The 20,969-nt window shown below is 69.2% G+C and carries 23 protein-coding genes and 1 tRNA gene; 17 read left to right on the top strand and 7 right to left on the bottom strand.

From position 1 onward, the window contains the following. The first annotated feature begins 387 nt into the window (after nucleotides 1–387). A complete protein-coding gene (locus ABZ552_RS05415; RefSeq protein ID WP_159839093.1) occupies nucleotides 388–1,359 on the top strand; it encodes a bifunctional riboflavin kinase/FAD synthetase in 972 nt (323 codons plus the stop codon). A gap of 3 nt (nucleotides 1,360–1,362) precedes the next feature. Here ABZ552_RS05415 and ABZ552_RS05420 read toward each other — a convergent pair whose 3' ends face one another. Further along, on the bottom strand, nucleotides 1,363–2,181 hold the full coding sequence (locus tag ABZ552_RS05420; protein ID WP_281878667.1) for an alpha/beta hydrolase: 819 nt from the start codon (nucleotides 2,179–2,181) through the stop codon (nucleotides 1,363–1,365). Nucleotides 2,182–2,440: 259 nt separating this feature from the next. On the opposite strand from ABZ552_RS05420, the gene rpsO reads away from it, so the two are divergent. From rpsO to ABZ552_RS05440, 4 genes are all read left to right on the top strand, one after another. Beyond that, nucleotides 2,441–2,710 carry a 30S ribosomal protein S15 gene (gene rpsO, locus ABZ552_RS05425; protein ID WP_281878668.1) on the top strand — a complete coding sequence of 90 codons (270 nt, stop codon included), beginning with the start codon at nucleotides 2,441–2,443 and terminating at the stop codon, nucleotides 2,708–2,710. Nucleotides 2,711–3,419: 709 nt separating this feature from the next. Then, on the top strand, nucleotides 3,420–5,696 hold the full coding sequence (locus tag ABZ552_RS05430; protein WP_281878669.1) for a polyribonucleotide nucleotidyltransferase: 2,277 nt from the start codon (nucleotides 3,420–3,422) through the stop codon (nucleotides 5,694–5,696). A gap of 80 nt (nucleotides 5,697–5,776) precedes the next feature. Further along, nucleotides 5,777–7,075: a pitrilysin family protein gene (locus ABZ552_RS05435; RefSeq protein WP_281917762.1), complete on the top strand. Its 1,299-nt coding sequence runs from the start codon at nucleotides 5,777–5,779 to the stop codon at nucleotides 7,073–7,075. A gap of 146 nt (nucleotides 7,076–7,221) precedes the next feature. Continuing rightward, nucleotides 7,222–7,644, top strand: coding sequence for a hypothetical protein (locus ABZ552_RS05440; RefSeq protein ID WP_281878673.1), 423 nt, complete (start codon nucleotides 7,222–7,224; stop codon nucleotides 7,642–7,644). A 19-nt stretch (nucleotides 7,645–7,663) separates the two neighbouring features. On the opposite strand, the gene ABZ552_RS05445 is transcribed toward ABZ552_RS05440, so the two are convergent. Beyond that, a complete protein-coding gene (locus tag ABZ552_RS05445; RefSeq protein WP_357436025.1) occupies nucleotides 7,664–7,990 on the bottom strand; it encodes a helix-turn-helix domain-containing protein in 327 nt (108 codons plus the stop codon). Nucleotides 7,991–8,029: 39 nt separating this feature from the next. Here ABZ552_RS05445 and ABZ552_RS05450 point away from each other — a divergent pair, with 39 nt between their 5' ends. The 6 genes from ABZ552_RS05450 (at nucleotide 8,030) to ABZ552_RS05475 (ending at nucleotide 11,250) form a co-directional block, all read left to right on the top strand. Then, nucleotides 8,030–9,298, top strand: a complete 1,269-nt coding sequence (locus ABZ552_RS05450; protein ID WP_357435735.1) for an MFS transporter — start codon at nucleotides 8,030–8,032, stop codon at nucleotides 9,296–9,298. Between the two features lie 71 nt (nucleotides 9,299–9,369). After that, nucleotides 9,370–9,445 (top strand) — tRNA-Gly (locus ABZ552_RS05455). Between the two features lie 359 nt (nucleotides 9,446–9,804). Then, nucleotides 9,805–10,224, top strand: a complete 420-nt coding sequence (locus ABZ552_RS05460; protein WP_357435737.1) for an Hsp20 family protein — start codon at nucleotides 9,805–9,807, stop codon at nucleotides 10,222–10,224. Between the two features lie 42 nt (nucleotides 10,225–10,266). Continuing rightward, on the top strand, nucleotides 10,267–10,521 hold the full coding sequence (locus tag ABZ552_RS05465; RefSeq protein WP_357435739.1) for a hypothetical protein: 255 nt from the start codon (nucleotides 10,267–10,269) through the stop codon (nucleotides 10,519–10,521). 170 nt (nucleotides 10,522–10,691) lie between these two features. Continuing rightward, nucleotides 10,692–10,907: a hypothetical protein gene (locus tag ABZ552_RS05470; protein WP_281878680.1), complete on the top strand. Its 216-nt coding sequence runs from the start codon at nucleotides 10,692–10,694 to the stop codon at nucleotides 10,905–10,907. Nucleotides 10,908–10,932: 25 nt separating this feature from the next. Further along, entirely contained in the window at nucleotides 10,933–11,250 is a 318-nt protein-coding gene (locus tag ABZ552_RS05475; RefSeq protein WP_357435741.1) for a cold shock domain-containing protein, read from the top strand. Between the two features lie 116 nt (nucleotides 11,251–11,366). On the opposite strand, the gene ABZ552_RS05480 is transcribed toward ABZ552_RS05475, so the two are convergent. Continuing rightward, complete coding sequence (locus ABZ552_RS05480; RefSeq protein WP_357435743.1) at nucleotides 11,367–12,470, bottom strand: glycosyltransferase family 9 protein; 1,104 nt, start codon at nucleotides 12,468–12,470, stop codon at nucleotides 11,367–11,369. 199 nt (nucleotides 12,471–12,669) lie between these two features. Here ABZ552_RS05480 and ABZ552_RS05485 point away from each other — a divergent pair, with 199 nt between their 5' ends. The 4 genes from ABZ552_RS05485 to ABZ552_RS05500 all read left to right on the top strand — a co-directional run bounded on the left by ABZ552_RS05485 (nucleotide 12,670) and on the right by ABZ552_RS05500 (nucleotide 16,510). Then, nucleotides 12,670–12,888, top strand: coding sequence for a hypothetical protein (locus ABZ552_RS05485; protein ID WP_357435745.1), 219 nt, complete (start codon nucleotides 12,670–12,672; stop codon nucleotides 12,886–12,888). After that, the gene (locus ABZ552_RS05490) at nucleotides 12,888–13,889 is read left to right on the top strand and encodes a PfkB family carbohydrate kinase (RefSeq protein ID WP_281878685.1); all 1,002 of its coding nucleotides are present in this window, start codon (nucleotides 12,888–12,890) and stop codon (nucleotides 13,887–13,889) included. The genes ABZ552_RS05485 and ABZ552_RS05490 overlap by 1 nt, the downstream gene beginning before the upstream one ends. A 445-nt stretch (nucleotides 13,890–14,334) precedes the next feature. Next, entirely contained in the window at nucleotides 14,335–15,000 is a 666-nt protein-coding gene (locus ABZ552_RS05495; RefSeq protein WP_357435747.1) for a PAS and ANTAR domain-containing protein, read from the top strand. Nucleotides 15,001–15,688: 688 nt separating this feature from the next. After that, on the top strand, nucleotides 15,689–16,510 hold the full coding sequence (locus ABZ552_RS05500) for an RNA polymerase sigma factor SigF (protein ID WP_281878688.1): 822 nt from the start codon (nucleotides 15,689–15,691) through the stop codon (nucleotides 16,508–16,510). A gap of 55 nt (nucleotides 16,511–16,565) precedes the next feature. On the opposite strand, the gene ABZ552_RS05505 is transcribed toward ABZ552_RS05500, so the two are convergent. Next, nucleotides 16,566–17,519: an AraC family transcriptional regulator gene (locus ABZ552_RS05505; RefSeq protein WP_281878689.1), complete on the bottom strand. Its 954-nt coding sequence runs from the start codon at nucleotides 17,517–17,519 to the stop codon at nucleotides 16,566–16,568. Between the two features lie 360 nt (nucleotides 17,520–17,879). Between ABZ552_RS05505 and ABZ552_RS05510 the strand changes: the two genes are divergently transcribed. Beyond that, entirely contained in the window at nucleotides 17,880–18,029 is a 150-nt protein-coding gene (locus tag ABZ552_RS05510) for a hypothetical protein (RefSeq protein ID WP_281878690.1), read from the top strand. A gap of 55 nt (nucleotides 18,030–18,084) precedes the next feature. On the opposite strand, the gene ABZ552_RS05515 is transcribed toward ABZ552_RS05510, so the two are convergent. Continuing rightward, nucleotides 18,085–18,510, bottom strand: a complete 426-nt coding sequence (locus ABZ552_RS05515) for a low affinity iron permease family protein (RefSeq protein WP_357435751.1) — start codon at nucleotides 18,508–18,510, stop codon at nucleotides 18,085–18,087. Between the two features lie 132 nt (nucleotides 18,511–18,642). Beyond that, on the bottom strand, nucleotides 18,643–19,599 hold the full coding sequence (locus ABZ552_RS05520) for a YihY/virulence factor BrkB family protein (protein WP_281878692.1): 957 nt from the start codon (nucleotides 19,597–19,599) through the stop codon (nucleotides 18,643–18,645). 191 nt (nucleotides 19,600–19,790) lie between these two features. On the opposite strand from ABZ552_RS05520, the gene ABZ552_RS05525 reads away from it, so the two are divergent. Continuing rightward, nucleotides 19,791–20,276, top strand: coding sequence for an FBP domain-containing protein (locus tag ABZ552_RS05525; protein ID WP_281878693.1), 486 nt, complete (start codon nucleotides 19,791–19,793; stop codon nucleotides 20,274–20,276). 215 nt (nucleotides 20,277–20,491) lie between these two features. Here ABZ552_RS05525 and ABZ552_RS05530 read toward each other — a convergent pair whose 3' ends face one another. Then, nucleotides 20,492–20,920: a YbaB/EbfC family nucleoid-associated protein gene (locus tag ABZ552_RS05530; RefSeq protein WP_357435753.1), complete on the bottom strand. Its 429-nt coding sequence runs from the start codon at nucleotides 20,918–20,920 to the stop codon at nucleotides 20,492–20,494. Nucleotides 20,921–20,969 lie beyond the last annotated feature (49 nt).

A 20,969-nucleotide genomic window follows, 5' to 3' on the forward strand; every position in this document is an offset into this window, starting at 1 on the left:
CGGAAAACCGGGGATGTACCGGCTCTTTCGCGAATACGTCCGATTAGTTTCCGGCGGTCGAAGTTTCCCGGAGATGTCGGCGAACCCGACGTCGCGGCACCGTGGCACGCAAGCGTGCGGCGAGCCGGGCCACCTCCCGGCTATGCCGGGGGAGCACCACCTGCGGCGGCATGCGGCTCGGGCGCGGATCACGCCCGGCCGCTCCGCGCGGCTCGAGCGGGCGGACGGCGTCCGCGTCGGATCCGGCCTGGTGGCGTGTGGCCTACCGGCCCCGCGGGCCTCGGCACGGCTCGAAGCCCTGTCACCGGCGCACGGCACCCGGAAGTGTTGTGTGAGATCAGCACGCCCGAATACTGTTCGCTACCTGATTTGCGTAGGCTGCGCACTGTGCAGAGATGGCGAAGTCTCGACGAGGTGCCCGCGGACTGGGGGCGCTGTGTCCTCACGATCGGTGTGTTCGACGGTGTGCACCGCGGCCACGCGCAGCTGATCAGCCGGGCCGTGAAGTCGGCCGCCGCGCGCGGCGTGCCCGCGGTGCTGATGACGTTCGATCCGCACCCGATGGAGGTGGTCCGCCCCGGCTCCCACCCCGCGCAATTGACCACCCTCACCCGCCGGGCCGAACTGGCCGAGGAACTGGGCGTGGACGTGTTCTGCGTGATGCCGTTCACCCACGAGTTCATGAAGCTGACTCCCGCGAGCTATGTCCACGACCTGCTGGTAGAGCGGTTGCACGTGGTCGAGGTGGTGGTCGGCGACAACTTCACCTTCGGCAAGAAGGCCACGGGCACGGTCGAGACGATGCGCGAACTCGGCAAGCGCTTCGGCTTCGAGGTCGACGGCGTGACGCTGCTCGGCGAACACGCCGTGACCTTCTCCTCGACCTACATCCGCTCGTGCGTCGACGCGGGGGACATGGCGGCCGCGGCCGAGGCGCTGGGGCGCCCGCACCGGGTGGAAGGCGTCGTCGTGCACGGTGACGGGCGCGGCAAGCAACTCGGTTTCCCGACCGCGAACGTGGCGCCGCCGATGCACGCCGCGATTCCGGCCGACGGCGTGTATGCCGGATGGTTCACCGTGCTCGGCCCCGGTCCCACCATCGGCACCGTCACTCCGGGCGAGCGGGCCATGGCCGCCATCTCGGTGGGCACCAACCCCACCTTCTCCGGTCGCGCCCGCACCGTCGAGGCGTACGTGCTCGACGGCGAGGCCGACCTCTACGGGCAGCACGTCGCGGTGGACTTCGTCGAGCACATCCGGGGCCAGCGCAAATTCGAGTCGGTGGACGAGCTCGTCGAGTCCATGGGCCGCGACGTGGAGACCGCCCGCAAGATCCTCACCGCCGTCGACGCCGGGTAAGCGTCAGGACTTCATGAACTCGAGCAGGTCGTTGTTGAGCTGCTCGGCATGCGTGACGTACAAGCCGTGCCCGGCGGTCGGGTACTCCTTGTAGACGCAGTCCGGAACGAGCTTCGCCGTCCGCCTGCTGCTGGCGTCGATCGGGATGGACTGATCCGGCACGCCGTGCACGACCAAGGCGGGAATGGGCAGAGTCCGCAGCACCTCGCGGTGGTCGGACGGGAAGGTGGATTCCCAGACCGCGATGGTGGCCCACGGCGAAGCGGACAGGCAACGACGCATCTCGTGCTCGATCAGCGCGGGGGAGACGTCGTTGCCCAGATGCGTGGCGAAATATCCCTGCGCGCGATCGGCGAACCACTTGGGCCGGTCGGTGCGCCATTGCGCGATCGACGCCAGGCTCAGTTCTTCCGGGAGGCCCTCGGGGTTGTCCTCGGTCTGCCGCAGGAAAGGCAGTGTCGTGGCGAACAGCGCGATGCGCGCGACCCGTGTGGTGCCGTGCCTGGCCAGGTAGCGGGCGACCTCCGCGCCGCCCGCGGAGTGGGCGACCAGGGTGAGGTCGCGCAGATCCAGTCGTTCGATCAACTCGGCCACGTCGTCGGCGCGGGTATCCAAGTCGTATCCGGTCGACGCCCGGTCCGAGCGGCCGTGCCCGCGCCGGTCCAGCAGCACGCAGCGGTAACCCCGCTCGACGAAGAAGGGGACTTGGTACTCCCACATCTCCGCGTTGAGCGCCCACCCGGCCAGGAACACGATCGGTGCGCCGGTTCCGTAGTCCTCGTAGGCCAGGCGGGTGCCGTCGGTCGTCTCCAGGTAGGGCATCGTCGTCTCCTCGTATTCGGCGGTACGAGAAGAAGATTCGCAGCCGGAGCGCGGCGAGTCGATTACTCGGGAGGTAATGACCCTGCCGCACCGGGTGGTGCGACCGGAGCCGGATCCCAGGTCGGCCGCCCCGCGATTTCGGCGGGAAGCTGCCGGTCCGGTAGGGTGGTCGATCGGGTTTGCTGCGGTCCGCGGTGGCGCCCGCACCCGGGTGACCGGACATTCGAGCGCGGAACTGAGAAACAGGAGTGGATGCCCCATGGCGCTGACCACCGAGCAGAAGTCGGCGATTCTCGCCGAGTACGGCCTGCACGAGAAGGACACCGGTTCGCCGGAGGCGCAGATCGCGCTGCTGTCCAAGCGCATCGCCGACATCACCGAGCACCTGAAGAAGCACAAGCACGACCACCACACCCGCCACGGCCTGATGGCGCTGATCGGTCGTCGCAAGCGGCTGTCGAAGTACCTGCAGGACAAGGACATCAACCGCTACCGTGCGCTGATCGAGCGGCTCGGGCTGCGGCGGTAATTTGTGGGGCCGCGTGTTCGCGGCCATCGACGGCTCGCGTCCGAGTGACCGCTCGGACGCGAGCCGGGCGCGCCACCGGCACTGCTCGGTCTCGCTTCGCTGAAACGCGAGTTGGCCCGTGGGGATGTGACCGCGTGGTCTGTCGCGTGCCATCCGGGGGAGCTGCGGGATCGGTGGTTCCGCGCGGCGCGAGAACGAGTTCTCCTACACTGTGCCCGGTCGTCGACACCCGCGAGTTGATCTTGTGAGCCTTGCCGTAGCAGCCTCGATGGGCGGCGGGCCGGGGCTTGTATCGACGTCGATGCGGGTATTCGCAGACCCGCCGCGGTGCGGTGGGAGTGGTAGGCGGCGGTCCGACACGGGGGTGTTCCGGGCGGTCGCTGGTTCAGCTGAGGGTGCGACGTACAATCGCACCGTTGGCATATGTGTATAGGGGTGGATCGCGCCCCCGTCGCACGACAACATTGCACAGCCGTATGCACCCGCCCGCGTGGCGTCGGTCTTCGGTAGTGGCCTATCGGCAGCGAGTTGGCGCCGTCGGGCTTCGATCGATGACCGCCTCCGCGTCGCCGTGTCCAAGGGGATTCGGCCGGGTGTGCGCGCCGCAGCCAGGAGGGTTGCCGCGCGTCCGTACCCGGTACGGCTGACGACAGCCGGATCGCGCCAGCGAGCGCTCGAGCCGGCGAAGACGAGAGGTTGAGAGAGAAGAATGACCGAGACAACTGAACGCAAGAGCACGGCCGTCGAGGTCGAGCCGGGTGTGTTCGAATCCGTCGCGCTGATCGACAACGGCAGCTACGGCACCCGCACCATCCGGTTCGAGACCGGACGCCTCGCCCGGCAGGCCGCCGGTTCGGTCGTCGCCTACCTGGACGACGAGACCATGCTGCTGTCGGCCACCACGGCGGGCAAGCAGCCCAAGGACCAGTTCGACTTCTTCCCGCTCACGGTCGACGTCGAGGAGCGGATGTACGCCGCGGGCCGCATCCCCGGATCGTTCTTCCGCCGGGAGGGCCGCCCCTCCACCGACGCGATCCTGACCTGCCGCCTGATCGACCGGCCGCTGCGCCCGTCCTTCGTCGACGGCCTGCGCAACGAGATCCAGGTCGTGGTCACCGTGCTGAGCCTGGACCCGAAGGACCTCTACGACGTGGTGGCGATCAACGCCGCGTCCGCGTCCACCCAGTTCGCGGGCCTGCCGTTCTCCGGCCCGGTCGGCGGCGTGCGCGTCGCGCTGATCGATGGCCAGTGGGTCGCCTTCCCGACCACCGAGCAGCTCGAGGGCGCCGTCTTCGACATGGTCGTCGCGGGCCGCGTGGTCGACTCCGGCGACGTCGCGATCATGATGGTCGAGGCGGAGGCCACGGAGAACGTCATCAGCCTGATCGACGGTGGTGCGCAGGCGCCGACCGAGGCCGTCGTCGCCGAGGGGCTCGAGGCCGCCAAGCCGTTCATCGCCCGCCTGTGCCGCGCGCAGCAGGACCTGGCCGAACTGGCCGCCAAGCCCACCGAGGAGTTCCCGCTCTTCCCGCCCTACGGCCAGGACGTGTACGAGGCCGTCGAGGGCACCGCCAAGCGCGAACTGGGCGAGGCGCTGAGCATCTCCGGCAAGCAGGAGCGCGAGGAGAAGATCGACGAGATCAAGCTCGCCGTGCTGGAGCGGCTGGCCGACGACTTCACCGGACGCGAGAAGGAACTGGGCGCGGCGTTCCGCTCGGTGACCAAGAAGCTGGTGCGTCAGCGCATCCTGTCCGACGGCTTCCGCATCGACGGCCGCGGCCTAGCCGACATCCGCGCGCTGTCCGCCGAGGTCGCCGTGGTGCCCCGGGCGCACGGCTCGGCGCTGTTCGAGCGCGGCGAGACCCAGATCCTCGGCGTCACCACCCTGGACATGGTGAAGATGGCCCAGCAGGTCGACTCGCTCGGCCCGGAGACCAGCAAGCGCTACATGCACCACTACAACTTCCCGCCGTTCTCCACCGGCGAGACCGGCCGGGTGGGCTCGCCGAAGCGCCGCGAGATCGGCCACGGCGCGCTGGCCGAGCGGGCGCTGATCCCGGTGCTGCCCAGCCAGGAGGAGTTCCCCTACGCCATCCGTCAGGTCTCGGAGGCGCTGGGTTCCAACGGCTCCACTTCGATGGGCTCGGTGTGCGCCTCCACCCTGTCGCTGCTGAACGCGGGTGTGCCGCTGAAGGCGCCGGTGGCCGGTATCGCGATGGGCCTGGTCTCGGACACCATCACCAACGACCAGGGTGAGGACGAGGTCCGCTACGTCGCGCTGACCGACATCCTCGGCGCCGAGGACGCCTTCGGCGACATGGACTTCAAGGTCGCGGGCACCCGCGAGTTCGTCACCGCGTTGCAGCTGGACACCAAGCTGGACGGCATCCCCTCGCAGGTGCTGGCCGGTGCGCTGAGCCAGGCCCACGACGCGCGCACCACGATCCTGGACGTGATGGCCGAGGCCATCGCCACCCCGGACGAGATGAGCCCGTACGCGCCGCGCGTCACCGCGATCAAGATCCCGGTCGACAAGATCGGCGAGGTGATCGGCCCCAAGGGCAAGGTGATCAACCAGATCACCGAGGACACCGGCGCCAACATCTCCATCGAGGACGACGGCACCGTGTTCGTCGGGGCGACCGACGGCCCGTCGGCGCAGGCCGCGATCGACGCGATCAACGCCATCGCCAACCCGCAGCTGCCGAAGGTCGGCGAGCGCTTCCTGGGCACGGTCGTCAAGACCACCGCCTTCGGCGCGTTCGTCTCGCTGCTGCCGGGCCGCGACGGTCTGGTGCACATCTCCAAGCTGGGTAACGGCAAGCGCGTGGCCAAGGTCGAGGACGTGGTGAACGTCGGCGACAAGCTGCGGGTGGAGATCGCCGACATCGACAACCGCGGCAAGATCTCGCTCGTGCCGGTCGAGGAGAACGCCGAGGAGCCCGGCGACGACACGGCCGATGCGGGCTCGGCCGGGACCGAGTAGTACTTGTCCCTGTGACGAAGAAGAAGACGACAACCCCTCTGCTCAGCACCGGGCAGGGGGGTTCGTCACTCGAGCTGCGGATGGACACGGACAGCGGAGTGCGCCGCACCGTGCTACCCGGCGGATTGCGTGTGGTCACCGAGCATCTGCCCGGGGTGCGCTCGGCGTCCATCGGCGTCTGGGTGGGGGTCGGGTCGCGCGACGAAGGCCCGACCGTCGCGGGCGCCGCGCACTTCCTGGAGCACCTGCTGTTCAAGGCGACGCCGACGCGCTCGGCCCTGGACATCGCCGAGGCGATGGACGCGGTCGGCGGCGAACTCAACGCGTTCACCGCGAAGGAGCAGACCTGCTACTACGCGCACGTCCTGGACGACGACCTGCCCCTGGCCGTCGACATGGTCTCCGACGTGGTGCTCAACGGCCTGTGCCGGGCCTCGGACGTGGACGTGGAGCGGCAGGTGGTGCTCGAGGAGATCGCCATGCGCGACGACGACCCCGAGGACCTGGTCGGCGACTCCTTCCTGACCGCGCTGTTCGGTGACCATCCCATCGGGCGCCCGGTGATCGGATCCGTCGAATCCATCGAGGGCATGCGGGCCGCGCAGCTGCGGTCGTTCCATCTGCGGCGCTACCGGCCGGACCGGATGGTGGTGGCGGTCGCGGGCAACGTGGAGCACGACCACACCGTGGAATTGGTGCACCGCGCGTTCGAGAACCGGCTCGATCCCGCGGCGACGCCCGCGCGCAGGCGCGAGGGCCGGTTCCGGCCACACGGCACTCCGCAGCTGCACTGGAGCCATCGCGACAGCGAGCAGGCGCATCTGGTTTTCGGTGTGCGCGCCTTCGGGCGGCACGAAGGGGAGCGGCGCTGGCCGCTGTCGGTGCTGAACACCGTGGTCGGCGGTGGGCTGAGTTCGCGTCTGTTCCAGCGCATCCGGGAGGAGCGCGGGCTGGCCTACTCGGTGTACTCCAGCGTCGACACCTTCGCCGACACCGGGGCGTTCTCGGTCTACATCGGATGTCAGCCGGAGAACCTCGGCCAGGTGGCGGCACTGGCGCGCGGCGTCTTGGAGGAAGTGGCCGCCGACGGCATCACCGACGCCGAATGTGCCCGCGCCAAGGGGTCGTTGCGCGGTGGGCTGGTGCTCGGTCTGGAGGACTCCGCCTCGCGCATGAACCGCCTGGGGCGCAGCGAACTCAGTTACGGCAACCATCGCAGCGTGTCGGAGACGTTGACGCGCATCGACGCCGTCACCACGGACGAAGTGTCCGCCGTCGCGCGCACGCTGCTGGCGCGGCCGTTCGCCGCCTCGGTCGCCGGACCGTACAGGCGCACCCGGGATCTGCCCGCCGCTGTCCGGCGGCTGGTGCCGAGCTGAGCTCGGCGTGAGCGAGGGACCGCGGCTTGGCGGAGGATCCGTTGCCGCGATACTGTTTCGGCCGCCCGGCCGTCGATTCCCCGCCGGAGGGCGCTGAACTCGATTGTCCGGGCGTCGGATCCGGCGATCTCTGGCAAGGAGTCGAGATGAACCGAACGAGTCGTGCCCTGTCCGTGCTGGGCGCGGTGTCGATGCCTGTCCTTGTGCTGGCCGGGTGCGGCGGAACGGACGCGGATGCGGGCAAGCCGGGGGAGCCGACGGCGGCCGCGCTGCGCGCGGAAGCCACGAAGATGACCGAGGCGCTGGCGAGCCACGACTACGCCGCCGCGTACCGATTCCGCTCCGCGCGATGCAGGCTGACCCTCAACGAGGACGACTACGCCGCGTCCATGGCGCAGCTCTATGACGGCCGGGACCTGAAATCCAAGCCGGCGGAGATCACGGTCACCACGTCCGGGTCGACGGGTACGGTCACGGTCAAGAATTTCGACGCCCGTGCGGCCGAGGACGACACCAAGCCGAAGACGTGGACGTTCGTCGACGGGCAGTGGCGCTTCGACAACTGCTGAACGCGCCCGCCCGGCCGGGTCACGCCTGGTGGGCGCGGTTGGCTGCCGCGATGATCGTCGGCACCAGCCCGGGCAGGGCGGACTCGAGGTCGTCGATGCGCAGGCGCTGGCAGGTGTGGCCGTCGATGATCAGCCGCTCGATCACGCCCGCGTCGCGCAGGATCTTGAAATGGTGGGTGGCGGTCGATTTGTTGATCACCTCGTAGAGCGCGCCGCAGCGGACCGCCGTTCCCGCGTTGCCGAGCCGGCGCACCATCTCCAGGCGCACCGGGTCCTGCAGCGCGCTGAGCACCACGGGCAGCGCGGCCACCGGCGGCTGTTGCTCCGCGCCTCGGGCATCGGGCATGATCTGGCTCACTCTCAGGTTTGATGACCGTCGTACCGGATGTATGGTCGATTGCGGTTCGATCATTATCAAACCTACCTGATCGGAGTTTCGATGGCAGCGACGATGGCGGTGGCCGTCGAGGAGCAGACCACGCAGCGCTGGGCCTACGCCCTGATTCTGTCGGCCAGTGGCGTGGCACTGGGAGTTTCGGGCGTTCCCGCACCGCTCTACGGCATCTATCAGAAGCAGTGGCATCTCTCCCCGCTCACCACGACGATCGTGTTCGCGGTCTACGCGGTGGCCGCCTTGGGCGCGGTGCTGGTGTCCGGGCGGATCTCCGACGTGGTCGGCCGGAAGCCGGTGCTGCTCGGCGCGTTCGCCACGATGGTCGCCGGATTGCTGGTATTCGTGCTCGCCGACAGTGTGCCCATGCTGCTGCTGGCGCGTGCGTTGCACGGCGTCGCGGTGGGCTCGACCGTGGTCGCGGGCGCCGCCGCGCTGCTGGATCTGCGTCCGCATCGCGGTGCGCGGTCCGGGCAGCTCAGCGGCGTCGCGTTCAACGTGGGCATGGCGGTGGCGATCCTGGGCTCGGCGCTGCTGGCGCAGTACGCGCCGTATCCGCTGCGCACGCCTTATGTCGTGATCACCGTGGTCTGCCTGGCGATCGGCGTCGGCGTGCTCGCGTTGCGCGAACCGCACTCGGCCCGGGGCGCGGGACGCATCCGGATCGCGAAACCCGCGGTGCCGCAGGAAATTCGAGGTGACTTCTGGTTCTCGGCCATCGGCGTGATGGCCGCGTGGTCGGTGCTGGGCGTGCTGTTGTCGCTGTACCCGTCGCTGGCCACGCAGCAGACCGGTATCCACAACTTGGTCTTCGGCGGCGCCGTCGTCGCCTCGACCGCGCTCTCCGGCGCCACCGCGCAATTGTTCGCGACCGGCGTGCCCGCTCGATGGGCCGCGATCCTCGGCGACACCGGCATGGCACTGGCACTGCTGCTGACGGTGCCCGCGCTGGCCACGCACAACTGGATGGCGGTGCTCGCCGCGGGCGTCGCGCTCGGCGCGACCTTCGGCCTCGGATTCGGCGGTTCGCTGCGACACCTGTCGGAGGTCGTTCCGCAGCACAAGCGCGGCGAGACCATGTCGGCGTACTACCTGCTCGCCTATTCGGCGATGGCCCTGCCCACCATCCTGGCCGGTTGGGCGGCCACCACGTGGGGGTTGAGCACGGTGTTCCCGTGGTTCGTCGGTGTCGTCGCCCTCGCCTGCCTGATCGCGGCCGGTCTCGGCCTGCGTCGCGACCGCGGGGCGGAGCGGCGGGCATGAGCGGCGATTGGCTTTTTGCCACGCGTGTCCGCTAATGTTCTGTGTCGCATCACGGACTCCGCGATGCGCATGCGGATGTAGCGCAGCTGGTAGCGCATCACCTTGCCAAGGTGAGGGTCGCGGGTTCGAATCCCGTCATCCGCTCCACGAAATCATCCAGGCCGTGGCCGGTTCGTCTGCCGCGCAAGGTTTTCGGCACCGCCGGTGCCTTTCTGGTCGATCTCCATCCCTCCCGTCACGCTCGTGGTGTGTGCGAGGGTGAAACGTCTCGGACTCGTCTGGTGCCGATGAGAGCGGTACGGACAGAGGGTTCCGGCACCCGGTTGTCTCGCGGCGGGAATCCAGCGTGCGCGCGGCTGGTCGTAGCCGCCCACTGCGCCCGTCTCCGAATTGTTCCTCTCGGACTCTTGCGCAGATGTCTGGATAGTGCTACAAAAAATCTGTCTGAATCGACACAGGTTATCTTGGTAGAGCCCCGAAGATGGAGTGAGTTGGAGGTGGCGACCATGTTGATGCGGACCGACCCGTTCCACGATCTGGAGCGGTTCACGCACCAGGTGCTCGGCACGGCAGCGCACCCGGCCGTCATGCCGATCGACGCCTGGCGGGACGGCGAGGAATTCTTGGTCGAGCTCGACCTGCCCGGCATCGATACCGGCTCGCTGGATCTGGATCTCGAACGCAACGTGCTCACGGTGCGCGCGCAGCGCCCGGAGTTGGAATCGGGGCGCGAGATGGTGGCCGCGGAGCGGACCCGTGGCGTGTTCAGCCGCCAGATATTCCTCGGCGAGGGGCTCGACAGCGATCGCATCAGCGCCGACTACGCCGATGGGGTGCTGCGGTTGCGGATCCCCGTCGCGGAGCGGGCCAAACCGCGCAAGATCGAGGTCGCCCGCGCCGACGGCCACCAGGTGATCGACGCCTGATTCCGACAGGACCCAGCACGTTCCGGCAGGAGGTGAAGGGCTATGCGCACCCTCGACAGCTGTGACGTCGCCGGCTTGCCGCTGTTGGACGCCGACCTCGACGGGCTGTTCGCCGAGGTGGACGAGATCCTCTGCGCGGCAATGGCTGTCGCCCGGTGCCCACCGGCGCTGCCGCGCCTGGCGCTGGCCCCCGACGGGGCGAGGGGGCGGCGGCCGTCGGCAGAGGTGGCCACCTTACGCGGCCGCATACCGGCGCACCGGCCGCATCCGCGCGAGCGCGGACCTCCGCGCGGATGAGGGCTTTTCGGCAGATTTATCCCCGAAAGGCACGTGAGAAGAAAGGCAGGTGATGCGAGAACCTACCGAAATCGTCACGTCACTCTCTTCCGACGCGGGCCCGGCACGCGGTGTCCGGGCCCGCGGCTCCCGTATCCGCGACAGGCCCGAAGCCAGGAGGAAGGACCACCGTGCACACCCCGACATTTCCCACCGGTAGCCCCGCCGACCACCTCGAACAGCAAGCGCCTGCCGACCGGCACGAGCACGCCGGAATCGATACGACGGCACTGAACCCGCTGGCCGAACGCATCCGGGACGCCTTCGACCACGCCGACGAAGTCGACCGGCTCGAACAAGCCTTCGTCACGCCGCTGCCCGACGACGAATACCCGCTCGCCTACTGACCCGATCTCGCTGCCACGCCTTCTCATGACGACTACAACGCATGCCCCCAGCCGGTTCCGGCCGCACCGCCCGCGTCGCGACACCCTCGTCCCCGCCACCTCCACCGAATGGCGCCATGGCACCGTCGCTTGGTTCAACACCGAGAAAGGGTTCGGCTATCTCGAACCCGACGACCGCACGAGCGCCGTGTTCGTCGACTTCCGTGCCATCGACACACGCGGATACAAGACACTCATTCCCGGCCAGACCGTCGTCTTCACCACCACCATCACCGACCGGGGGCCCGAAGCGGCGAGCGTGCGTCCGTACACGCGGCGCCCGTACGCACCCGGCCGGTGCTGATCCGCTCGGTGATGATCGGGACGTCGGCCGAACGAGGGCACGGCACCCGGACGCGGATTCGCGACTGCGCGAGGTCGAACTGAACTGCGGTGGCCGCGCGACCGCGTGCGCATGCGTCAAGTGTGTTCGAGCAGCTCATCGATATCGCGGCAGACGTCATCGGTCCGTACGTCGGCGACGAACGAGACGTCGTGCGGGCAGCGGGGAAGTTCCTCGTCGGTGCAGTCGTGGTGGCAAACCGGGCAGGTCGTGGTCCACGACATCAGCACTCGGTCACGGGCGCGACCCAGGGGCCCGGCGTTGATCACGTTGCCGATCCAGAAGATTCCCACGGTCGGGATGCCGAACGCCCTGGCCAGATGCCGCGGACCGCTGTCGTTCCCGACGAAGACGCCGATGCGGGCCAGAACACCGCACAGCGCGGGCAGCGGCGCGCCGATCAGCGTACGGATCCGGTGGTCGAGCGGGTGTGCGCCGATACGCGAACGGAGGCCATCGACGAGTTCGCGATCGGACTCCGAGCCCAAGAGAACAACCGCGACGCCCCGGTCGAGACAGTGCGTGGCGACGTCGGCGAAGCGTTCGGTGGGCCAGCGTCGGCGGGGGTCCCGGGCGCCGGGATGGATGGCCGCGATCGGGCCGCGCAGATCGCGGAGGACGGGCCCGGCGGCGGACCGATCCGCCGGCGTCGGCTCGAGGTGCGCTTCGAGCATCACGGGCGCCGCACCGGCCAGGCCGACGACTTCGAGGGCTCGCAAGGTCTCGTGCTGGTAGTAGCGGAACGGCAGTGTACGGGTCAGGGCGGGCGCGCCCGCGGCACGCGAACCCACTGTCCAGCGCGGGCGCAGGCTGGTCAGGAACGGGTTCGACCATGCGCCACCGCCGTGTAGCTGCACACCCAGATCGATCGGCCCCAGCTCGGCGCGGACTTCCCCGTCGACATCGCCTTGTTCATCGACGACCACCACACGGTCGATGGGGCCCGCCCGATCGCCGAGCAGTTCGGCGTGTTCGGCCGTACCGAGCAGAACGATCCGAGCGGCGGGATACGTCGCCGCCAGCGCGTGGATCGCGGGGAAGGCGAACAGCAGATCGCCGAGACCGCCGCCGCGCAGCACCGCGATGCGCCGCACCCCGGGGAAGACCTCGCCGAGCGGCCCGAGCGCCGGACGCGACGGGACGAGTCCCGTGCGAGTGATCGCGCCGCCGGCGTGTCCCATGCGACCTCCTGCGTATCCGATGAGCCGGAACGAATGTCGTCGTTCTACCCGGGGTCGGGGCGCACAAACGGTGCGGGCATCGGAGCACGGATGTTTCGGCGCGGTCGAGTGGGGCATGTCAGCACGTGCGGGCTTCGGTGTGCGGCCCGGATCGGTACTGCGCGTGTGATCCAGTCGTCCTCGGCGAACGGAGCCTGCGGTGAAGGTCCCCACGGTATCCGAGCACGCCGGCCCGTCGGCCGACGCCCACGCCGCCGAGGTGCCCGGGGTCATGTCGAAGCCGCCGAACCCGCTGGCGTTGCCGGGCGACGACGCTCTCAGCATCGAGGCCGATACCGTCGCGACGGTGCAGGAGACGCACCTGGTGCTGGTGCACGGGCTGTGCACGGCGTTGGAAGCCGCGCTGGAGCGGGAGTGATGGCCGCGGGCGGTCCGCTCGTCGTGATCGGGGACGCGCTGCTCGACATCGACGTCGACGGTCGCGCCGACCGATGCAGTGCGGAGGCGGCGGCCCCGGTCGTCGACGTCGCGCACCGGGCGTTCCGACCAGGTGGCGCGGGACTGGCGGCCCGGCTGGCGGCGGCCGGTGACCGGGAAGTCGTCCTGATCGCAGGCTTCGCCGCCGATGAAGCGGGTGCCCGGCTGCGCGGGTTGCTGGACGGACACGTGCGGGTCATCGCGCTGCCCCTTCATGGTTCGACGATCTGCAAGCAGCGAGTGCGCGCGATCGGCCCCTGGGCCCGCTCGAACGGGCACACCCGCGCCAAGGAACCGCGGCGGCCCATTCTGATCACCAGAATCGATTCCGGCACCGGACGAGCAGGCGCCGACCCGCTGCCGGAGGAGGCGCACGCCGTGCTGGCGTCGGCGCAGGCGGTGCTGGTGTCGGACTACGGTCACGGTATCGCGGCTCACCCGCAGATCCGTGCGCTGCTGCGTACCCAGGCCCGCCACGTTCCGGTCGTCTGGGATCCCCACCCGCGCGGACCCGTGCCGATCCCCGGCGCGGCACTGGTCACGCCGAATCGCGCGGAAGCGCTCGCCCTGTTGTCCGGTCGGCTCGACGACGGACCTGACCTGTGGAAACTCGTCAAAGGGTGGGCGGTCGACGCCATCGCGGTGACCCTCGGCCCGGAGGGCGCCCTGGTCTGCCTGCGGGCGTCCGGCAAACGTTTGCGCATCCCGCTTCCGGCCGCGGCCAAGGCGCCCGGCGGCAGTGACGCCTGCGGAGCGGGCGACAGCTTCGCCGTCGCCGCGACAGCCCAGGTGGGCTCGGGTAGCGGACCGGAGCGGGCGGTGCGCCGTGCGGTGCTGGCGGCGGCCGAGTTCGTCGCCTCCGGCGCCGCCGCCGCGTTCACGGAATCGGCACCGGCCATGATTCCGGGAGCGACCACCGCGGAGCCCAGTGCGTGGACGTAATCAGCGCCGGCGCTCGAGCTCGCCTCAGCGAAACCCTCCGTGTCACCGCGTCTCGCGACGGCGAGCGGTGGCGCGGGACGTGAGTCGGACTGTGCCCGAGATGATTCGGAGGGACGGCCGCACCGGTCACGCGCCACGGTCGTCCGCCACGAAACGGTCGCTTGCCAGAAGATCACCGCGCGCGCATGGAAACCGGCCCGCGCTTCGTTTTTCGGATAGCCGCCGAGCCTCGTCACGCCTGGACCCGGCGCGGATGACATACTGGGTCGTAGGTCACCGGCAGTCGCCACTGATGTGCGCGTGCGCCGGCCGTTGAGTCAACAGCGGATTGTCGGCCGAACGCGCCCGCGCCCGCGTGACCCCGCCGAGGGAAGACGGCCCGCGGGTCGCGTTGGGCCGTGCGCCCCTTGTCCCTCGGAGAGGCCTTGCATCCATGATCCACCGTATGCAGCCCTGCACGTCCACCATGACCGCTGCCGATTCAGCACCATCCGAGCAACCTACTGTCGGAAGCTTCCGGTTCTGGTTCGCCACCCGCCGTTGGGAGTGGTCTGCCGAGGTCTACCGCATGCACGGCTACCAGCCCGGTGAGATCGAACCGACCACACAGCTGCTGCTCGCGCACAAGCACCCAGACGACCGCACGCACGTCGCCGAGACCATCACGCGTGCCATTGATCACGGCGAGGCTTTTTCGAGCAGGCACCGGTTCATCGACCTGTCCGGCCAGGAACACACCGTGCTCGTCGTCGCCGATCGGATTCTCGACGACCGAGGCACCGCGGTCGGCACCGCGGGCTTCTACGTCGACCTGTCCGACACCCTGGCCGAGGCGCACCAGGCCATGCTCGCCGCGACTCTGCCCGGGCTGTATGAGAATCGCGCGGTGATCGAGCAGGCCAAGGGAGTGCTCATGCGCGTCTACCAGATCAGTGCCGAGCAAGCGTTCCAGGTCCTGCGCTGGCGATCGCAGGAAACCAACACCAAGTTGCGGGCGCTCGCACAGCAGCTGATCGCGGAACTCCCTCAGGTGCCGCCGCCACCGCCGGACCTGGTCGCCGCGTTCGACCACATCCTGCTGACCGTCCACCACCGCATCCCCAGAGAGTGATCGTGCGGGAGGTCACGGCGTTTCGCTTTTCGGACCGATGCCCCGGGGGACTTCGTCTGTCGCGCTGACACGGCCGGTATCGACTGCCAGGCTCGACTGTGCGGTCTCGTGCCGATACCCGGCCGCCGGAGGTGCGCATGTTCTGTCAGAACGGCATGGAAGGCATCCCGACCGATGACGGTCTGCTCCTCGTCGCGCACGGTGAGCTGGACGCGGCGACCGCCGACGAGTGCGCCCGAGCGGGTGTCCCGGTCGGAGTGACCGTGCCGGACGACGGACCCGTGCGGCGAATCGTGGATGTGCCGTCAGTGCGGAGCAGCGTGCCGGTGGTCGCGTGCCCGGCGCCCGGGCTGCACGAAGCCGACCATCCGCCGCGTGAGTGCCGGTTCTCCGGCGCTGTCGTCACGGGTTATGTGGCGGGGCGGACCGGCGGCGGTCCGGGAGCACGTCGGGGGATCTCCCCGGACGCTGTGCACCGCCCGCACGTCTCCGGTGGCGCGACGCGGTCTCGGTGGCATTCCGGGCAGGCGGGCGATCCCGAGAACGCATCCGGGCACCGGCGCCCGTCCAAAATACGAACAAGACCGCCCACGAACGCTTGACGCGGCCGTCGGGCGGTATACGGCGATCGTCGCCGCCCTCCCTCGGGCGAGCGCGGCGACCGCTGCAAAGGGGAATGAGGAAGCTCATGTCACTCGCGACCGCCAACCGCAGGACCGCCACGCCGCGCCGGACGCGGCGCGGAACGGACAGCTACGACGGCATCGAACCATTGCTCGAGAAATTGGCCGCGATGGACGAGAACGATCCCGAACGGCCGCGACTGCGGGAAGCGATCATGCGCCGGTGCCTGCCGCTGGCCGAGCACATCGCCCGACGCTTCGTCGGCCGCGGGGAGAACTACGACGATCTGTACCAGATCGCCGCCGTGGGGCTGGTGCTCGCGGTCGACCGCTTCGACCCGGCGCGGGGACCGTCCTTCCTGTCGTTCGCGGTACCCACCATCATGGGCGAGGTACGCCGCCATTTCCGCGACCACAGCTGGGCGGTGCGGGTGCCGCGCCGGATCAAGGAGATCCAGTTGACCATCGGCCCGGCGGTGGAGCGGCTCTCCCAGCGATTGGAACGGATGCCCACCGCGCTGGAGATCGCGGTCGAACTCGACATCGACCTGACCGAGGTCACCCAAGCGTTGCTGGCAGGCAACGCCTACTCCACGAACTCGATCGACGCGGTCATCGAAGACGACGACAGCGGCGGCGCCTCGGTGCGCGTCGCGGAGACGTTCGGCGAGGAGGATCCCTCCTACGACCTGACCGACGAGGCCCTCGCGGTCGCTCCATTGCTCGCCGAGCTGCCCGAGCGGGAGCGGCTCGTGCTGCGCATGCGCTTCTTCGAGGGGCGTACGCAGGCGCAGATCGCCGCCGTGCTGGGCGTCTCCCAGATGCATATCTCCCGCGTCTTGTCGCGGACCCTCACCGACCTTCGGGAGCGTGCCCTGCGCGACTGATCGTCGCTGTCTCGTGCAGCCCTCGGGCGCCCTCGTGAGCTCGAGGCGCGGCGGGCTACGCGATGAGAGTCGTATGGGGAGATCTGCCGTACGCCTCGCGGTACGCGCTGGCGAACCGTCCGGGATGAGCGAAGCCCCACGCCGCGGCGATCGAGGTCACGGTGTGGCCGTCGTCGGACGAGCAGTCGCGCAGCTGTTCGTGCGCGGCGCGCAGGCGAAGCCGCCGCAGATACGCCATGGGTGTGGTGTCGAGATGGCGACGGAACGCCAGTTGCAGTGCGCGGACGGTGACATAGGAGGCCGCGGCGATGTCGGCGACGGTGATGTCCTCGGTGAGGTGCGACTCGAGGTAGGCCAGCGCGCGTCGCACCGTGTCGGGGTGGGCGTCGTTGCGGTCGTGCGCCGTCGGATCGGTGTGCGCGGTGCTCGGGAAAGCATGCAGCACGGTGGCGGCCAGGTACTGCGCGGCCGTGGAGGTGATCAGCGGCTGCTCGCGTACCGTGCGGTCGGCGGCGAGACCGCGCATGTGCTCCAGGACGCCGGAGAGGTGGCGCGCGGCGGCCGGTGACACCGGCCGATGACCCGTCAGCCGGACCGGTTCCAGGTCATGGTCCGGGGCCGAGGCCGCGACTTGGGTCAGCAGCGCGGGATCGAACATCGTGATGCTGTAGCGAGCGTGGTGGACCACCCCGGAATACGGCAGATCCGGCGGAGTGAGCAGCCCGAGTTCACCGGGCTGGAAGAAGTCGGTCGTGCCGTCGGCGTAGTTCTCTTCGATCGTCCCCGCGTCGACCTGGCACAGGCATATCTTGCCCAGCGGCTGGGCGTCGTACCGCATGTCGAAGCTCAGTTCGAGGTCGTCCAGGCTGACCGGACCGAGCATCGTCCGGGTGATGTCCGTCCGGACGGGGACACCGGTGCTGTTGCCGATCCGCATCCTGGTGTAGTTGCGATTGAGGAACCGCTCGGTATCACCCAAACTGTCGCTGTGGAAGGCCAATGACTCCATCGCGGCGACACTCCTGCTCTGTCGGATACGGCATCCCACCCGGCACGTCGTCGAGGTTGTCCGAGCCACGCTGCTCGGCGTACGGACTGGCCACAACCGCTGTCGTTCGGCCAGGTAGGGGATGTGCCGGCGATTCGAATCCCGGTCACACCGCAGCGGAGAGTACCCACTGCGCCGGGACCCAATCGCCGAGAACCTTTCCAATCTATCCCCGCGACAAGAGCGGCGAGCCGAGTCGAACAGCGCGTCCCGATCCGCCGGGGGCTCGTGAGTGTTTCGTCCTCGCCTCAGCGGCCACCCTGACCACGGGGGCCAGGTCGCCCTCTCATACGAAACCGTCCCCAGAGACGAGGAGGTCCTATGGTTTCGCGGGACACGATCGCGCAGTTGCGCCAGGACATCACCACCGCGGAGGACGCGGGCGACGAAGCGAACGCCGAGCGTTTGCGCCGGGAGCTCGCGGAAGCGGTCCGGGAGGCGGGCAAGAGCGCCGAGCCCGGGCAACCATGACGCATCGGTACACGCGGAGGCCGGCCGCATGCGGCGCCACCGGCCTCCGCGCCGATCATCCGGCGCTCTCCCGATTCTCCAGCCCCACGGCTTCGGTGAGTTCCTGGCGGTGACGCCGCAGTTCCGGGTGTTCGGCGCTCAGCTCGCTCATCAGGTCGGCCAATCCGTCGGCGACGGCGTTGAGCTTCTGCTGGACCGCGGCGTCGGAGCGGCTCTGCGTGTTCTGCAGTAGCGCGACGAGCAGGAACGTGATGATCGTCGTCGCGGTGTTGATGACCAACTGCCAGGTGTCCACGCTCGGTAGCAAGAAGATCGTCGGCGCCCAGACCAGGACCAGAAGCACACAGAAGACGAAGAATCCCGCCTTGGAGGCCAGTGCGCTGGCCGCTGTCGCGAATCGGTCGAATACCGACAACTTCCCACTGACATCCGAGGGCATGGTCGCGGGTTCGGGGACGGTGTGTTCAGCGTGCTCAGCCATGGGAGTCCTCTCCGAATACCGATCCAGACGGGCTTCGGGTTACCGCTCCCGGTCCCGCTCAAACGCTATGGATGGTCGGCAGGAGGCTGCGCCACCGGCGCGATCGCGGTGCGAATCTGTTGCGGCCGTTGATCATTCGTCGGGATCGTCGCGCGGCGGCAGATAGGGTTCGGCATCTTCCGGATGGCCGTGGGCGATGTTGCGCGCTCGAGCCAGCTCGGCGTCCAGTTCCGCGCCCAACAGGACCGCGATATTCGAGATCCACAGCCAGACGAGGAAGACGACGACGCCACCCAGGGAACCGTAGACCCGGTTGTAGGAGCCGAAGTGACCGACATAGAAGGCGAATCCCCAGGACGCGCCTGCCCAGAGCACCACGGCCAGCGCGCTGCCCGGGGTCAGCCACCGGAATCCCGGCTGTCGCACGTTGGGCGCCGCCCAATACAGCAGGGCGAAGACGAGGCTGATCAGCGCCATCATCACCGGCCACTTGACGATGCCCCACACCGTGATCGTCGCCTGCCCGAGCCCGAGCCAGCGGCCGACCTGGTCGGCGAGCGAACCGCTGACGACCACGCCGACCGTGCAGACGCCCAGCAGGACCACCACCGCGGCGGTCAGGGCCACCCGCACCGGCACGGTCTTCCAGATCGGCCGTCCCTCCTGGATGTCGTAGATCGCGTTGGTCGCGCGCATGAACGCCCCGATGTACGCGGACGCGGTCCACAGCGCCGACGCCAACCCGACCAACGCCAGCGGTCCGGCCGGGGTCTGCGCCTCCTCGATGCCGTTCACCGCGTCCACGAGTAGATCTGTCCCGCCGCCCGGCCCGATCTCGCGAAGGGTGTCCACCAGCGCCCGGGTGTCGTCGCGTCCCAGCATGCCCAGTCCGGCGGTCAACACGATCAAGCCCGGAAACAGCGACAGCACGCTGTAATACGTCAATGCCGCGGCCCAGTCGGTGAGATTGTCGCGCTGGAACTCGCCGACCGATCGGGTGACCACACCCCACCACGACCGTCCCGGCAGATCGGCCGGGCTGCGCAGCCGGCGTCGTGCCGCGAACCTCTTCTGCAAGTTTTGCGCCACACTCACACCTCCCGCTGGCGGCGAATACCCGCCGTGCCGGTCCCGAAACCCACTCCACGCCAGGAGCATTCGGTGCCGACGAGCGGGCCGCGCGCAGTGCTGAGAGCACGGGAAATTCCGTTGTTCCCGGCACGGCGGGACCGTAACGTCGCTTCGGTTTGTACACCGATCGACCGAAGGAGATCTCCCTCATGGAACCTGTCACCGAACGCGACATCAGATCGTCGTTCGTCAACTGTTCGAAAGGAGACGCCAAGCGGCTACCCGTGCCCAGGGACCTGGACGAGCGGCCCTGGGCGGATCTGGACTTCCTCGGCTGGAGCGATCCGTCGCTGCCGGGACGCGGCTATCTGGTCGTCCCGCAGGACGACCGCCTGGTCGGCGTCGCGTTGCGGTACGCCACCGGCGGCACCGGCCGGGCGCAGATGTGCACGATTTGCCTGACCACCCACACCGGCGGCGGAGTCTCGCTGATGACCGCGCACAAAGCCGGCGAGTCCGGGCGCCGGGGCAACTCGGTCGGTACCTACATGTGCACTGACCTCGCCTGCTCGCTGTACGCGCGGAACAAGAAGCGGCCGGCGCTCGGAAGCCGGTACCGCGAGGATCTCACGCCCGAAGAGAAGGTCGAGCGGGTGCGCGAGAACCTTTCGGCGTTCCTCGCGAAGCTGTACTGACCCCCTCGTCCATCCTTCCGGCAGCCGAGGGCTGCCCACCCGAACGGAGGTAGCTGCCATGTGCCGACACTCGAGAACCACCCACCTCGTCCACTCCGAAACATCCAGCAGCGCAGGAGAATTCGGGGTGTACGTGCTTTCCTCGCCGGTCGAGTCGGTCCGGATCGCCCCGGGCCGTCCCGTCCGGCGAGGAGGCACGGCTCATGCCGAGCGCGCTAGCCGGCCGAGTTGTCCGTCGGCTCCCACACCGCACGCAGGCTGGGTGCGCCCGGGACGAGATCGGGCAGGTCGGGCACCGCTTCGGCGTCGGCGACGAGCGGGGCGATGATCGCCGCGTGCTGGTCGCGGGCCAGCCGCGCCGCCTGCCTGCCCGCTTCGGTCACCGCGCGGCCCAGCTGTTCCGGTGTGCCGCGCAAGGCGGCCGGCGCGAATCGCACGTCGACGAGGACGCCCGCCGCGTCCACGGTCACCGCCACCAGCTTGTCCGCCGACTCGGCGGTGCACCGCACCGCGGCCAGCTCGTCGCGCACCTGCGCCAGGTGGGTGCGCTGCTCGGCGAGCGCGTCCAGGATGTAGTCCACCTGATTGCGGATTCCGCTGTTGGCGGAGCGCAGACCGTCGCGTTCCCACCGATCCACCGGCACCGACCTCCTCGAGTCCACGTCATCCCCCGGTGCGTCGCCGTGTGGCAGC

This window comes from Nocardia sp. NPDC019219, assembly GCF_040632645.1.
Classification (GTDB): domain Bacteria; phylum Actinomycetota; class Actinomycetes; order Mycobacteriales; family Mycobacteriaceae; genus Nocardia; species Nocardia sputorum.

What these genes read in the sequence shown, in the direction of transcription:
- ABZ552_RS05420 (WP_281878667.1), bottom strand. Translation starts at nt 2,181, where the DNA reads ATGCCCTACCTGGAGACGACCGACGGCACCCGCCTGGCCTACGAGGAC.
- rpsO (WP_281878668.1), top strand. Translation starts at nt 2,441, where the DNA reads ATGGCGCTGACCACCGAGCAGAAGTCGGCGATTCTCGCCGAGTACGGC.
- ABZ552_RS05430 (WP_281878669.1), top strand. Translation starts at nt 3,420, where the DNA reads ATGACCGAGACAACTGAACGCAAGAGCACGGCCGTCGAGGTCGAGCCG.
- ABZ552_RS05435 (WP_281917762.1), top strand. Translation starts at nt 5,777, where the DNA reads ATGGACACGGACAGCGGAGTGCGCCGCACCGTGCTACCCGGCGGATTG.
- ABZ552_RS05440 (WP_281878673.1), top strand. Translation starts at nt 7,222, where the DNA reads ATGAACCGAACGAGTCGTGCCCTGTCCGTGCTGGGCGCGGTGTCGATG.
- ABZ552_RS05445 (WP_357436025.1), bottom strand. Translation starts at nt 7,990, where the DNA reads ATGCCCGATGCCCGAGGCGCGGAGCAACAGCCGCCGGTGGCCGCGCTG.
- ABZ552_RS05450 (WP_357435735.1), top strand. Translation starts at nt 8,030, where the DNA reads ATGTATGGTCGATTGCGGTTCGATCATTATCAAACCTACCTGATCGGA.
- ABZ552_RS05460 (WP_357435737.1), top strand. Translation starts at nt 9,805, where the DNA reads ATGTTGATGCGGACCGACCCGTTCCACGATCTGGAGCGGTTCACGCAC.
- ABZ552_RS05465 (WP_357435739.1), top strand. Translation starts at nt 10,267, where the DNA reads ATGCGCACCCTCGACAGCTGTGACGTCGCCGGCTTGCCGCTGTTGGAC.
- ABZ552_RS05475 (WP_357435741.1), top strand. Translation starts at nt 10,933, where the DNA reads ATGACGACTACAACGCATGCCCCCAGCCGGTTCCGGCCGCACCGCCCG.
- ABZ552_RS05480 (WP_357435743.1), bottom strand. Translation starts at nt 12,470, where the DNA reads ATGGGACACGCCGGCGGCGCGATCACTCGCACGGGACTCGTCCCGTCG.
- ABZ552_RS05490 (WP_281878685.1), top strand. Translation starts at nt 12,888, where the DNA reads ATGGCCGCGGGCGGTCCGCTCGTCGTGATCGGGGACGCGCTGCTCGAC.
- ABZ552_RS05495 (WP_357435747.1), top strand. Translation starts at nt 14,335, where the DNA reads ATGCAGCCCTGCACGTCCACCATGACCGCTGCCGATTCAGCACCATCC.
- ABZ552_RS05500 (WP_281878688.1), top strand. Translation starts at nt 15,689, where the DNA reads ATGTCACTCGCGACCGCCAACCGCAGGACCGCCACGCCGCGCCGGACG.
- ABZ552_RS05505 (WP_281878689.1), bottom strand. Translation starts at nt 17,519, where the DNA reads ATGGAGTCATTGGCCTTCCACAGCGACAGTTTGGGTGATACCGAGCGG.
- ABZ552_RS05510 (WP_281878690.1), top strand. Translation starts at nt 17,880, where the DNA reads ATGGTTTCGCGGGACACGATCGCGCAGTTGCGCCAGGACATCACCACC.
- ABZ552_RS05515 (WP_357435751.1), bottom strand. Translation starts at nt 18,510, where the DNA reads ATGGCTGAGCACGCTGAACACACCGTCCCCGAACCCGCGACCATGCCC.
- ABZ552_RS05525 (WP_281878693.1), top strand. Translation starts at nt 19,791, where the DNA reads ATGGAACCTGTCACCGAACGCGACATCAGATCGTCGTTCGTCAACTGT.